Consider the following 13,958-nt stretch of genomic DNA (forward strand, 5'->3'; position numbering starts at 1 on the left):
TCCTCCTTATGTGGTCAAACGGGAATTCCCTCCCACCGATTTGCGCCTTATGCGCAAGTCGTACGCTTATTAGTCAACGATTTCAATGCCCATGCTGCGAGCAGTACCTTCCACCATGCGCATACCTTGTTCTACGGTATTAGCATTCAAGTCAGGCATTTTCAATTCAGCAATTTCACGAACTTTATCGCGACCTACTTTTGCTACTTTATCACGGTTAGGTACACCAGAACCTTTTGGAATACCTGCAGCTTTTTTCAACAATACTGCAGCTGGTGGAGTCTTAGTGATGAAGTCGAAGCTACGATCTTCATATACGTTAATAACTACTGGAATAATTAAGCCAGCTTGTTTAGCAGTACGTTCGTTGAATTCTTTTGTGAAAGCAACGATGTTAACACCTGCTTGACCTAATGCAGGACCAACTGGTGGTGCTGGAGTAGCTTTAGCGGCTTCAATTTGTAGTTTTACTTGTTTAACTAATTTCTTAGCCATGGGTAATTAAACCTCCTATGCTTATACTGTGGTGGTAACGGATATACATCCTCCCACTGGCAACCAAAAGCGATTGCTCTTTTTAGAGTTATATTTATATATTAAAGAGCTTTCTCAACTTGAGAGAACTCTACCTCTACCTCGGTATCTCGATTGAACATTTCCACACTAAGTTTCAATGTTCCTTTTTCAGGGTTAAGTTCGGTAATAACACCTAGTTTATCTTCAAAGGCACCGGACGTAATGCGAACCGTTTCACCAACTTCTACATCAACGTTTATGGTTGGTTTCTTATCCAAGCCCTGAGACTTAAGTATATGTTCTACTTCGGAATCAGAAAGTGGAACTGGTTTTGTAGCAGAGCCAACGAAACCTGTTACACCTGGCGTGTTGCGTACAACATACCAAGAACGGTCATTAACTTCCATTTCCACCAATACATACCCAGGAAATATCTTGCGTTTTACTACTTTTTTAACCCCATCTTTTTCATCTATTTCGTCTTCAAGAGGTACCAAAATTCGGCTGATTACATCTTGTAGGCCCATAGATTGAACTTTAAGTTCAAGAGTGGTTTTTACTTTATTTTCGTAGCCTGAATAGGTATGAATTACATACCACTTCTTATCTGCTTCCATGTAATGGCCCCCTTATCCAACAAAGTGCAACAACGTATTAAAAAGTTGGGCAAAGAGTCCATCAAGCACAGAAATAATCAAAGCGATGAATATGGTCACTAAGAATACTACAATTGTGTAATTGATAAGCTCTTTTTTTGTTGGCCAGACTACTTTTTTTAGTTCAGCTTTCACACCGCGGAAGAATTTTCCAAATCCACCACGCTGCTGCACTGCTGAGTTAGACTTTGCCATTGTGTTTCACATCCTCAAATCAACAGGTAATGAATGATAAGAATTATTTTGTTTCACGGTGTAATGTATGTTTACCGCAGAATTTGCAATATTTCATCATTTCAATACGATCAGGATTGTTCTTTTTATTCTTGTTCGTTTGATAGTTGCGTTGTTTGCAATCTGTGCAAGCTAAAGTAATGGCATTACGCATCCGGATACACCTCGCTTTATATTTACTAAATCTGTCTCTTGTACTCGAAAACGCTCGACTACATACTAAAAAACTATATCATACGTAGCAAGCGATGTCAAGAAATTAAGCAACTCAAAAAAGCCAGGCACGTATGCCTGACATGGATAGTATAACAGACAATGGCGCCCCTTGTCTACCCAAAGAACGCCATGTCATATTAGCTTATAGTTAGCTTATATGTCTATATATTATATTTAATATTATATTTACATATTTACTATTATTGCTTTGTTTATTACTGTTTCTTTGTGAAAGTTACTTTCACGATTTGCCAGAAGAAGGCCAATGCCCCCAATATCATGATGGTATCGCCAACCATGCGAAGCCAACGCAAATTTTGTAACAATGGTTGTTGCATAAAGTCTTCGCTGCGAGCGAGCCATAAGCCTTGTGTAACACTTGCCCAACTTTGAATCAAGCCAATTGGCAATAGGCTGATAAGAACCATTAACGCAAGGCCCCAATTCAATGCCCAGAAACCGAATTTCATCAACTTATCGTTAAATTCCACTTCAGGTCGAATATAACGAGCGATGAGGAATACAAAGCCTAAACTCAAGAACCCGTATACGCCAAACAACGCCGTATGAGCATGAACAGCTGTCGTATTTAAACCTTGAATGTAGAATAAGGAAACCGGCATATTAATTAAGAAGCCGAAGATACCTGCGCCCACCAAGTTCCAGAAGGATACGGCAATGAAGCAGTATACAGGCCATTTTAGTCGATGCATCCAAGGAGCACTATGAAGGCGTGTATAATTTTCAAACGCTTCATATCCCAAGAGAACAAGAGGCACTACTTCCAATGCGGAGAATGATGCCCCTGTGGCCACGATAGTCGATGTAACACCGGTGAAATAAAGATGATGGAATGTACCAGGGATACCGCCGATAAGGTAAATAGCACCGGACGAAATCGCTGCTATGGTACCTGCACGATATGATACAAGACCAAGAGTTACGAAAATAAAGGCCATCAACGTAGTAGAGAATACTTCAAAGAAGCCTTCTACCCAAAGGTGAATAACCCACCAACGCCAGTATTCCATGATTGCCAAATGGCTGTGTTCCCCGTAGAAAAGACCTGGGCCATAGAAAATACCGACCATCACAACAGAGAAAATAAAGGCGGCAATAAGGTTTTTATCCCCTTTATTTTTGAAAGCACCAATGATGCTGCGCACCATGAGCACAAGCCAAAATAGAATGCCGATATATTCAATCCATTGCCATACGCGGCCCAACTCAATAAACTCGTAGCCTTGGTGACCCAAGTAGAAGTTTAGAGACGCCGGAATCTCATGAGCAACACCTAAATATGTACCTGTAAAGGAACCCACTACCAACACAACGAGTGCCCAGAACAAAATATCCACGCCCAATTTTTGGAACTTAGGATCTTTACCGCCATTAATAATCGGCGCCAAGAATAAACCGGCACTCAAGAATGCCATCGCAATCCAGAACAAGGATGCTTGAATATGCCAAGTACGAGCAATAGAATATGGGAAATACTGCGCCAATGGAATGCCATAGAAAGCCTGTCCTTCTACGGTGTAGTGCGCAATGATACCACCCATACCAAGTTGGAGTAAAAATAATGCCAAAATCGTAAATAAATATTTTCCTAAAGACCGTTGAGACGGTGTGAGATGCAATTTGGAAATTGGATCTTCCGCAGGCGGTGTTAATTCATGTTCATCTTGTTTGCGACCGAATGCCCACATCCATACGACAATACCAATACCACAAAGTAAAATAATAACACTCACAACAGACCAAGCTACGCTTTCCGGTGTTGGATTATGATCTAACAATGGCTCGTGAGGCCAATTGTTGGTGTATGTTGCATCTGTACCAGGACGTTGAGTCGATGCCATCCACGTAGTCCAGAAGAAGAATCGTGCCATATCAATACGATCTTTTAATTCTGGCAACGTATTGTCTTTCATCGCAAAATGATCGCGTGTTTCGGACAATTTAGGGTTATCACCATAAAGTTCAATAAAATATTGTCCGGTTAAATTCATCGCTGTAATACGTTCCGGTGAAAGCACAACAGTTCCATCTTCACGAACAGCACTGTTAAAGTACTCTGCTTTAACTGCTTCTTTAACAGCCGCTTTCTGCACATCACCTAACTGTTCATAAAGAACACCAAAAGCTTCTTGAGACTTGATATCAAGCATTACGGACACTTCTTTGTGCAACCAATCAGCTGTCCAGTCCGGGGCTTGATATGCGCCATGACCTAGTACGGTCCCTACAGATTGACCACCTGTAGATTGCCAAGCCGATTGACCATGTAAGATATCATCCTTAGTGAACAAAACCTGTCCATCTTGAGATACATACGCGGTTGGTACCGGTGGCGCTTGATGATATACATCAGTACCCAAATAGCCAAGAATAGAGAATCCAATAATAAGAACTGCTACTACGGCTATCCAATACTTTTTGTATTCGCCCATCACATTACCTCCTTTTCTATAAAAGCACAAAAAGAGAGCCTATGCTCTCCTCATATATAATATACACTAATTTTATAAATAAAGTTGTATCTAAGGTTACAATATATTAAAATTTCTTCTCAATTTGTATCAATAGTATGATTATCCTTTGAAGCCTGAATACAACGTATATGTCACATTACAAAATCATCATTGTTTCAATATATTAGCGATTCAATCCTATACTCTTAATCATTAATATATACAAAATAAAAGGGACCCAACGGGTCCCTTTTATTGAATCTAAAATTCAATTATATAGCTAATGTATCGATCCATTGAGCTATAAACTTGTATTAACCTTCGATTTCTGTTACTACGCCAGCGCCTACTGTATGGCCACCTTCGCGGATCGCGAAACGAAGACCTTCTTCGATAGCGATTGGAGTAATCAATTCGATTTCCATTGTTACGTTATCGCCAGGCATACACATTTCTACACCTTCAGGAAGGTTTACAACACCTGTTACGTCTGTTGTACGGAAGTAGAATTGTGGACGGTAGTTGGAGAAGAATGGAGTATGACGGCCACCTTCTTCTTTAGTCAATACGTATACTTCTGCTTTGAATTTTGTGTGTGGGTTGATGGAGCCCGGTTTAGCCAATACTTGACCACGTTCGATGTCTTTACGATCAACACCACGAAGCAATGCACCTACGTTGTCACCTGCTACTGCAGAATCCAACACTTTACGGAACATTTCAAGACCTGTTACTACGTATTGTTCAGCTTTTTCTTTCAAGCCTACTACTTCAACAGTATCACCAACGTTTACTTGACCACGTTCAACACGGCCAGTTGCTACTGTACCACGACCAGTGATTGTGAAAACGTCTTCCACAGGCATCAAGAATGGTTTATCAGTATCACGAACTGGTGTTGGGATGTAGGAGTCTACAGCATCCATCAATTCGTCAATTTTAGCTACATATTGAGCATCGCCTTCCAAAGCTTTCAACGCGGAACCTACAACGATAGGTACTTCGTCGCCAGGGAATTCGTAGGAAGAAAGAAGTTCACGAACTTCCATTTCTACCAATTCGATCAATTCTTCATCGTCAACCATGTCAGCTTTGTTCAAGAATACTACGATTGCAGGAACACCAACTTGGCGAGCCAACAAGATGTGTTCGCGAGTTTGAGGCATAGGGCCGTCAGCTGCGGATACAACCAAGATAGCGCCGTCCATTTGAGCCGCACCAGTAATCATGTTTTTAACATAGTCAGCATGGCCTGGGCAGTCAACGTGTGCATAGTGACGGTTAGCAGTTTCATACTCAACGTGTGCAGTGTTGATTGTGATACCGCGTTCGCGTTCTTCTGGAGCTTTATCAATCATGCTGTAATCTTGGAAGTCAGCTTGACCTTTTTCAGCCAATACTTTAGTGATTGCAGCAGTCAAAGTAGTTTTACCATGGTCAACGTGACCGATTGTACCGATGTTAACATGCGGTTTCGTACGTTCAAATTTTTCTTTTGCCATTAGGATTATATCCTCCTTCACAAAAACAAATTACATTCTAGTATTAATATAATATATTAACCCTAATTTATCAATGGAATATAAGATTTCCTTACCTATTATTATACCATATATACAAAGTCTTAGAATAGCATGTCATATGTAAAGAAATAAAAAAATCCCCACCAAGGTGAGGTTTAATGGTGGCGGCACACGGATTTGAACCGCGGACACACCGGGTATGAACCGATTGCTCTAGCCAACTGAGCTATGCCGCCATGTATGGAGCTAGTGACCGGGATTGAACCGGTGACCTTATCCTTACCAAGGATACGCTCTGCCGACTGAGCTACACCAGCACAATGAACGATCATTTCACTGTGGTTTTTATGGTTGCGGGGACAGGACTTGAACCTGCGACCTTCGGGTTATGAGCCCGACGAGCTACCAACTGCTCCACCCCGCTATGAATGGTGGAGGGAGAAGGATTCGAACCTTCGAAGTCGAAGACGGCAGATTTACAGTCTGCTCCCTTTGGCCGCTCGGGAATCCCTCCATAAATAAAATGGAGCTGGCGATAGGAATTGAACCCACAACCTGCTGATTACAAGTCAGCTGCTCTACCTATTGAGCTACGCCAGCATCATTACGACAAGATGAATTGTATCACCTAGCACACTAAGTGTCAAGAACCTTTTAAAAACTTTTTTGAAGTTTTTTCGTTCACTGTGGTCACCCTTAGTGCTTAATCATAATAACATGAAACGATACCCTATGCAAGTATTTTGTCAAAAAAAATTTATATTTTATCAATCCTCTATAAAATGCCTTGTTTTCAGGATATATCCAGTAATCAACTTTTATTTACTAGTATATTCTTTATATACCTTTACATAGTTGCATTCCTTGCCAGTCCATACTTACTACCATCCATATTTCAGGTTTAGTAGAATCAAATAATAGGAAGTTACAAAACTATATTTTTACCTAATAACTGTAATTATATAACTAAAAAAGGAGATAGACCGCTATCTCCTTCTATACATTTATAGTTTTTTCTATATTCAACCAATATGTTCAAACATACATTTAGTCGATTGCAATAACATGATCTGGATGTGCAATACTAACTACAGCATGTTTAGGATTATTGTTATGTTCTAAGTACAACTGGTCCCCTTCAATATGTCCACGCCAGCCAACGACAATAGGATACTTCTTACTAATAGTTTTTAACAACTCAAATGGTTTTAGATTTAAGATAGGTGCAAAGAATACATTAATGCCATCTAGCAGAACTACTTCCGTATCGCTACGGCTAAGAGCACGGCAAATAACTTCTTCCGCTAATTGAGGCCGTTCATCACGAGGCACGAGCAAAAACTCTTCCTCGATGAGTTGCTTAGCTTCCAAGTATTTCCAGCCCTTCTGCTCAGACAGTTCACGAATTAGCAAACTTTTACCAGAACCTGGACCACCAACGATAAACAATATACGTTCATCATCACCTTGAATCTTTTCCCAACGTTCTTTTACATCTTGTACAGTAACCATACCCTTTGCCTCCTCGCTGTGACCTATCCTATTTTACAGGGCGGTCAGATAACATAACGGATTTGATATATTGGTTTTTATCATCTAGGGCAAACTGTAAATAAGAGTTGCTTGCCGCTGGATTTTTATATTCATATACGGTAGACGTCCCCGCCTTTGTTGTAGATTCAACAATACGAGTTGGCATACCATACACAAAGAGCAATAAATATTTGGTATCACCCATTGCGATTCCACGACGTGTAGGCGTATACACATTTAATAATACGCGATTGATAAGATCTTTTTTATCTACACTCACACCGTATTCATTATAGCCAATAAAAGTGGAACCAAACAATATGCCTTGATGTTTCCAATCATTATTAGGATCATTAACAAAATGGTCATTCAACTTGAACCCACGCAATACAAAATCATCAGCCGTAAGTGTACCAGCTTCAAAATCATACACTTCAGCTTTCGGCAATCCAAATCTAGGCCATACTTGTCCACTAATAATATCTACAGCCTCTATATTGCTTTGTTTAATGGTGAAAGCAATATATTCTTTTTGCTGACCAAGCATAGATTGTTGTTGGCTATTACTATTTGTATTCTCTACGGGACTCTTAAACTCCTTTTTTTGAGGCAATGAATTTTCGGAATGCCCCTCATAAAGGAAAATATACGTCTCATTTTTCTTATCACGCCACATCGCATTAGGACTGCCATAGGCAAATATCAATTCCATCCGTGTGCTACCAGGACCAATGTCGCGTACTGTATTAGCGCCTTTTTTCGTACTATGAATATTTGTAATAGTATTTGGTTCAAAGAAGTAAGTCGCCCCTTGCCCACGTAATTGATTGTTAACCAACAATTCTTGAGCAGGTCCAGTATATACAGTTACTGCTACATCTTTCATGTAATACGTAGTAAAGTTATCACGTACCTCAGTTTTTTCTACATCTTTTGGGACTTCAAACTGATTCCCCAATCGGTATGTGCCAATAGCATAGTCATCTTGAGAACCTAAAGGCGGTAAACTGTTTGCCGTATAAGACTTACCAATATCAGCTAAATTATTCTGAGTGATACTCGGCAAAGGACCTTCGTTCTCACTAGCCGCTTGCCAGAATTGTATAGAATCACCAAATTCAGTTACAGCCATTTGCTCTGCGAGCCATCCAGTTTTAGAACCTTCCTGTTTCGTTTTTGGGTCTAGCTTAACAACTCTAACTGGTGCATTATCAAGGTAAGACAAGCTATCAACCTCACCAGTTCCATCTACACTACCATCATTGCTCGCATTAGCGGAATCTTGAGCTACAACGTTAGTGTCATCAGTAGTTTCTACTGCAACTGGGTTAACAGTGGAAATGGCAGGCTCTGCTGCATAACTGATTGTAGTAGCACACAAGCCCACAAGGAGGGCTGCTACAATACGGCTCTTCATAGAATAGTTCATCGATTATTCTCCAACTGTGCACGCAACCAATTCAACCATGTTTCAAGACCGTTGTGGGCCGTGCAACTTACTTCAAAAATTTCTCCATTTGGATTTAAATTACGGATATCTTGTATTGCCTGCTCCTTTTTGAAAGGCACATAAGGCAATAAATCAATCTTGTTAATAAGGATGGCCTTAGACTCTTTAAAGATTAACGGATACTTAAGGGGCTTATCTTCACCTTCGGTAACAGATAAAATCGTTACTTTCATGCTTTCACCAATCTCAAATTCCGCAGGGCAGACTAAATTGCCTACATTTTCAATAATAATCATATCGAGATCATCAAGATTAAGATCACCTAAGGCATCTTGAATCATCTGTGCATCGAGATGGCACCCACCAACTGTATTAATCTGGATAACAGGCACACCCAACTCATGAATGCGCTTGGCATCCTTTGCCGTAAATAAATCGCCTTCAATAACGGCTAAGCGATAATCCTTTTTTAAATCTTGTAGGGTTGCCTCCAAAAGGGAGGTCTTACCTGCCCCAGGTGAACCTAACAGGTTAAATACAAATATATTCTTTTCCTTAAACAACTGTTGTAAGGACTCTGCAATAGCATCGTTTTTTGCCAGTACATTAGTTTTAACTTGAACTTGCATGCCCTAACCTTTCTATCAATCGATATCTATAGAGGTCACTTGTAGCTCGCGACCGCCTATAGTTTGTACGAAATGGCTGTCACAATAAGGACAAATAAACGTATAATTTTTTACAAAAAATATTTTATCACAATCTAAACACTTTCCTTCAATAGGAACTGTATTGATTTCTATGCGTGAGCCTTCCGCAGGTGTTCCCTTCGTAATGGCTTCCCAACAAAATAGCAATGAATCCGGTTCTACCCCACTCATTAAACCTAAGTCTAGTTGAATAGAATGAATGACTGTCGCATCATGTTGACGTAAGGTATCGAGCGCTACATCAAGAATACCTTCTGCTATAGACATCTCATGCATGATATGCCTCGTATACCGCTTCTAGCATCATTGTCGTTGTTACGGATCCAACACCTCCTGGTACAGGAGTAATGGCAGATGCAATATCTTTTACCGCATCATAATCAACATCACCTACAGTTTTGCCGTCCAGTTCATTAATACCTACATCAATAACAACAGCACCAGGCTTAATCATATTAGCAGTAATCATATGAGCACGACCAGCCGCAGCAATAATAATATCACCACGCTTTACTTGCTCTACTAGATCAGAAGTTCTAGAATGGCACATTGTAACAGTACCATGTGCAGCGAGTGCCATAAGCGCTACAGGTTTACCGATAACTTGGCTACGACCGACTACAACCACATGTTTTCCTTCTAAAGGAATATTATAGTGATTTAAAATAGCCATACAAGCCTTAGCCGTACAAGGAGCAAAGCCACCCTTACCAGCTGTTACTAAACCGATGTTATATGTTGTAAGACCATCAATATCTTTTTTAGGATCTAACATATCGATAAGAGCTTCTGTATCAATGTGTTTAGGCATTGGCATTAGCGGTAAAATTCCATGAATAGATGGATCAGTATTTAATTCATGCAACGCCGCTACTACTTCATCTTGCGTTGCCGTTTCAGGCAATTGCTTTAGCACAAAACCATAGCCAAAATTTTTAGCTGTTTTTTCCATAAATGTAGCATACATATGAGCGCCATGGTCTTCACCGACAAGTAACACTGCCATAGTAATCACAGAGTTGCCTACTGCTGCAACTTTTTCTTGTAAAATCGCCTTGTGGGCATCTGCTACCGCTTTCCCTCGTAATTCGATCATAAGTATCTCCATTCATTCAAACTATTTATAAAAAAGGTGCCTCCTGAGAGGCACCAAAGTCTCTTATTCTATTATATAACGAACTGTCTATAATTTCTAATTATCTACTAAAGTGAACGGTAATTGCCGTCCCGGGTTGAACAGTAGTGCCCCCACTTTCATCTTGAGAAACGGCAATACCCGTTCCATCTGGCTTAAACGCAAGCCCCGCCTTATGTAACCAATCACGTACTTCACCATAGGTAAAACCAGTAAAGTTAGGCAATGTAACAGAACCATCACTTCCCGGTTTTGGTTCAGGTAATGTATTAGCAGCTTTAACAGCTACTGGTGTACTTTCTTTAACATACGGACTCATTTGGTAATACCGTACAAGTTGAGATACGATGTCCTTAAATACAGGGGCTACAATTTGACTACCATAATAAGAACCCTTTTGTGGGTCATCAATAACGACAAGAACTACAAATTTTGGATCCTCTACAGGGCCAAAGCCAATAAAGGACGCAATGTATTGTCCGTCGAGATAACCGCCATGTTTGGTATCTAGTTTTTGCGCCGTACCAGTTTTACCGCCGAAGTGATAACCTTCTACCATCGCTTTTGTACCGCCACCTTCGGATACTTCTTTTTCTAGAATATCTACAATGGTTTTAGCGGTTTCCGCCGGAACTGGTTGTCCCACAACAGATGTTTCAGTCGTACTTGTTACATCGCCTTGAGAGTTACTATAAGACTTGATGATATGTGGTTTCATCATAGCCCCACCATTAGAAAGTGCACCAAAGACACGAACCATTTGTAATGGTGTAACCGCAATACCTTGACCGATAGACATTGTAGCAACGTCTAGCTTACTCATATCCTCTGGATTATACAAAATACCTGCTCCTTCACCAGGCAATTCAATACCTGTTTCAGAACCAAAGCCATAATCACGTACATATTTCGAGAGAATATCTGCCCCTGTTAATGTACCAATTTCAGCCATACCAGTATTAATAGAGTACTTCAAAATATCTAGCAAACGAACAGGACCATATCCCTCACCATTCCAGTTTCTAATGATATGTCCATTGGCAGCGAAGGCCCCTTTATCGTTATACACAGTGTCTAACTTCCATTTGCCTGCTGCAAGAGCTGCAGATGCAATGATAGGTTTGAATGTAGAACCTGGTTCATATAAATTGGTAACCGCAATATTTTTGAAAGCCTCTTCACCACTTTGGTTGTAGTTATTAGGATCATAACTTGGACGATTGGCCATCGCTAATATTTCACCGGTCTTTGGATCCATAACGATAACGCTGGCATGCTTAGCTCCTGTATCAACCATCGCCTTATCAAGAGCGCGTTCTGCAATAAATTGAATTGTTGCATCGATGGTTAAGGTTACGCTTTTACCCTTATCTGGTAAAAATTTAGATAGTACGGAACCAAAGATGGCATTCCCTTTATTATCAGTAGCTACAATTTCTTGTTGTACGCCCCCCTTTAATTCGTCATCGAGAACCATTTCTAGACCATCAAGCCCTTTATCATCAGTGCCGACAAAGCCTAATACTTGTGCCGCTAAGACACCATTTGGATAATAGCGCTTAGATTCTTCAACGAAATTAAGGCCTGCAATATTATTATCCTTAATAACTTGTTGTACCGCTTTTGATTTGTCTGCATCCATCATACGATTCAACCAGACAAAGGCGGTATCCTCTTGCAAAGCTTTTACAATATTCTCTTTTGACATCGTTACATACGGTGAGATGAGCTCCGCAATCTCTTGAGGAGACTGTTTAATCATCTTCGGATCCGCATATAAAGATTTTGTAACTACACTCATCGCCAATGGCTTGCCATTACGGTCATAGATTGTACCCCGCGGCGATTGTAATTTTCTATCTACTTGAACTTGTAATAAGTTTTTCTTCTCTAGGTCAAAGGTATCAAAGACCTGTAACTGTGCTAAACGACCGATAAGGACGAAAGCAACGGTCATGAGTATGGCAAGGCACCATGTAGTGCGACTCCAATCACTCATGCGTAATAACGCTTTATTTAATAACTTCATCATTTCTCCACTGGACGGCGTAACTTATGGTCTAATGCATCATATAGCGCATCTGGTTCATTGGTAATCACTCCATTTTGTACCTGACCTAATAAATACTGCAATCCTTCCCCCACTTTATTCCCTGCAAGCTTAATAACACGTTCATCATAATTTAAATCCTTTGTATGGATAGGCATCTCTAGGCTCAGATCTGCCATACATTCACCAAAGGCTAAGGTTCCATCAGTCGATGCATAAGGCTTCCCACAGCCTAACACATCAGCAGCACAAACCTTAGATAATTGCTCCCATGCAGTTCGCATAATTTGACTATCTCGAAACTCACCGCTGCGAGCCTCTTTACGGATCCACTTTTTCTCATTAGCTTCCCCATTTTGTACAAAATAGTGAAAGCGCATATGATTTTTTACAATCCAAGCTACACGGCGCACAAAAGCCTTAGGATAACCTAAACGAGTAAGCAAGGTTTCTGTCATTTCAGCACCTAATGTATCATGGCCACGATCCGTCAAACGTCCGTTAATAACAGCTCGTACCGCCGGCATACCCTTTGCTACATCGTGTAACAGTGCACCCCAACGTAATATTAAATCTGGTTCTGTATGAGATACAACGGCTAATGTATGATACCAACCATCAAATTCGTGAAAGTCTTTTTCTTGTGGTAAATTCACAAGATGGTATAGCTCTGGTAAAATAGGCACTTCACGAGCGACGCCATTTTCTACAACGCGACAAGAACACTCGGCCAAGCGAGATTGTACTAATACATCAAGGCCCTTAGCCACAGCGGGCTCTAACATGAGTCGGTCCAGTTCACTACGGACTCTCTCGAGAGATAACCCAGGCACACGATGAAATGCCTTTGGCATAGCTTCTAATAAATCTTCGGTAGGTAAGAAATCTAGCTTTGCCACAAAGCGGCATGCTCTAAATAATCGCAATGCGTCTTCTTCGAAGCGTTGCTGTGCATTCCCAATGGTTCGCAATGTCTTATGCTTGATATCTCGGCGTCCCCCTACTAGGTCTATGACCTCACCAAAACGATTCATAGCCATACCATTGACCGTAAAGTCACGACGCAACACGTCTTCCTCTAAGGTATCGGCATAAGCGATTTCTTCTGGTCGATGACTATCCGCTCCATATCGTTCAGTGCGATACGTTGCAATTTCATATTGCTTTCCTTCTAGTGTAGCTACTACTACGCCAAAGGATTTTCCTACTAAGTCTGTCGTTTGAATATCTTGACCGCGTAGGACTTCAATTACCGTATTAGGACGTGCAGACGTCACAATATCAAAGTCATGAGGCTTTTGATGCATCAAAATATCACGCACTGCTCCGCCAATGATATAGGCTTCATAACCTGCTTCTTCCAATACAGTCAATATTCGATTGGCTTGTTCCATCATGCACACTCCTTTCTGAACTAGTCTAACCTTTATTTTACTACAAATGAAAGCATGAAAAAAGTGC

General features: G+C 40.6%; 13 protein-coding genes and 5 tRNA genes. All 18 read right to left on the reverse strand.

All coding sequences use genetic code 11. The annotated features are described in order from the left end of the window. Window positions 1-69: 69 nt before the first annotated feature. A complete protein-coding gene (gene rplK, locus PK1910_RS05635; protein ID WP_004693535.1) occupies window positions 70-495 on the reverse strand; it encodes a 50S ribosomal protein L11 in 426 nt (141 codons plus the stop codon). A 101-nt stretch (window positions 496-596) separates the two neighbouring features. Then, a complete protein-coding gene (nusG, locus tag PK1910_RS05640) occupies window positions 597-1,133 on the reverse strand; it encodes a transcription termination/antitermination protein NusG (protein ID WP_004696753.1) in 537 nt (178 codons plus the stop codon). Window positions 1,134-1,145: 12 nt separating this feature from the next. After that, window positions 1,146-1,367 carry a preprotein translocase subunit SecE gene (secE, locus tag PK1910_RS05645; RefSeq protein WP_004693531.1) on the reverse strand — a complete coding sequence of 74 codons (222 nt, stop codon included), beginning with the start codon at window positions 1,365-1,367 and terminating at the stop codon, window positions 1,146-1,148. Between the two features lie 43 nt (window positions 1,368-1,410). Then, window positions 1,411-1,560: a 50S ribosomal protein L33 gene (rpmG, locus tag PK1910_RS05650; RefSeq protein ID WP_004693530.1), complete on the reverse strand. Its 150-nt coding sequence runs from the start codon at window positions 1,558-1,560 to the stop codon at window positions 1,411-1,413. Window positions 1,561-1,837: 277 nt separating this feature from the next. After that, complete coding sequence (locus PK1910_RS05655; protein ID WP_004693527.1) at window positions 1,838-4,075, reverse strand: nitric-oxide reductase large subunit; 2,238 nt, start codon at window positions 4,073-4,075, stop codon at window positions 1,838-1,840. Window positions 4,076-4,410: 335 nt separating this feature from the next. Next, the gene (tuf, locus tag PK1910_RS05660) at window positions 4,411-5,598 is read right to left on the reverse strand and encodes an elongation factor Tu (protein ID WP_012864763.1); all 1,188 of its coding nucleotides are present in this window, start codon (window positions 5,596-5,598) and stop codon (window positions 4,411-4,413) included. 180 nt (window positions 5,599-5,778) lie between these two features. Then, a tRNA-Met gene (locus PK1910_RS05665) sits at window positions 5,779-5,855 on the reverse strand. Window positions 5,856-5,860: 5 nt separating this feature from the next. Next, window positions 5,861-5,936 (reverse strand) — tRNA-Thr (locus PK1910_RS05670). Between the two features lie 31 nt (window positions 5,937-5,967). Next, window positions 5,968-6,043: transfer RNA gene (locus tag PK1910_RS05675), tRNA-Met, on the reverse strand. 5 nt (window positions 6,044-6,048) lie between these two features. After that, window positions 6,049-6,133: transfer RNA gene (locus tag PK1910_RS05680), tRNA-Tyr, on the reverse strand. Window positions 6,134-6,143: 10 nt separating this feature from the next. After that, a tRNA-Thr gene (locus PK1910_RS05685) sits at window positions 6,144-6,219 on the reverse strand. 447 nt (window positions 6,220-6,666) lie between these two features. After that, on the reverse strand, window positions 6,667-7,131 hold the full coding sequence (gene brxF / locus PK1910_RS05690) for a BREX-3 system P-loop-containing protein BrxF (RefSeq protein ID WP_004695092.1): 465 nt from the start codon (window positions 7,129-7,131) through the stop codon (window positions 6,667-6,669). A gap of 28 nt (window positions 7,132-7,159) precedes the next feature. Then, window positions 7,160-8,581 carry a hypothetical protein gene (locus PK1910_RS05695; protein ID WP_004697547.1) on the reverse strand — a complete coding sequence of 474 codons (1,422 nt, stop codon included), beginning with the start codon at window positions 8,579-8,581 and terminating at the stop codon, window positions 7,160-7,162. After that, a complete protein-coding gene (hypB, locus tag PK1910_RS05700; RefSeq protein ID WP_004697543.1) occupies window positions 8,578-9,231 on the reverse strand; it encodes a hydrogenase nickel incorporation protein HypB in 654 nt (217 codons plus the stop codon). The genes PK1910_RS05695 and hypB overlap by 4 nt, the downstream gene beginning before the upstream one ends. 15 nt (window positions 9,232-9,246) lie before the next feature. Then, entirely contained in the window at window positions 9,247-9,588 is a 342-nt protein-coding gene (locus PK1910_RS05705) for a hydrogenase maturation nickel metallochaperone HypA/HybF (RefSeq protein WP_008714928.1), read from the reverse strand. After that, window positions 9,581-10,408, reverse strand: a complete 828-nt coding sequence (locus PK1910_RS05710; protein ID WP_004695088.1) for a bifunctional 5,10-methylenetetrahydrofolate dehydrogenase/5,10-methenyltetrahydrofolate cyclohydrolase — start codon at window positions 10,406-10,408, stop codon at window positions 9,581-9,583. Before PK1910_RS05710 ends, PK1910_RS05705 begins: the two co-directional genes overlap by 8 nt. A gap of 100 nt (window positions 10,409-10,508) precedes the next feature. Continuing rightward, window positions 10,509-12,476 (reverse strand): penicillin-binding transpeptidase domain-containing protein, encoded by a 1,968-nt coding sequence (locus tag PK1910_RS05715; protein ID WP_058948090.1) that lies wholly within the window; start codon window positions 12,474-12,476, stop codon window positions 10,509-10,511. Beyond that, window positions 12,476-13,894, reverse strand: a complete 1,419-nt coding sequence (locus tag PK1910_RS05720) for a CCA tRNA nucleotidyltransferase (protein WP_058948091.1) — start codon at window positions 13,892-13,894, stop codon at window positions 12,476-12,478. The genes PK1910_RS05715 and PK1910_RS05720 overlap by 1 nt, the downstream gene beginning before the upstream one ends. Window positions 13,895-13,958: the final 64 nt, after the last annotated feature.

This window comes from Veillonella parvula, assembly GCF_036456085.1.
In the GTDB taxonomy this organism is placed as follows: domain Bacteria; phylum Bacillota; class Negativicutes; order Veillonellales; family Veillonellaceae; genus Veillonella; species Veillonella parvula_E.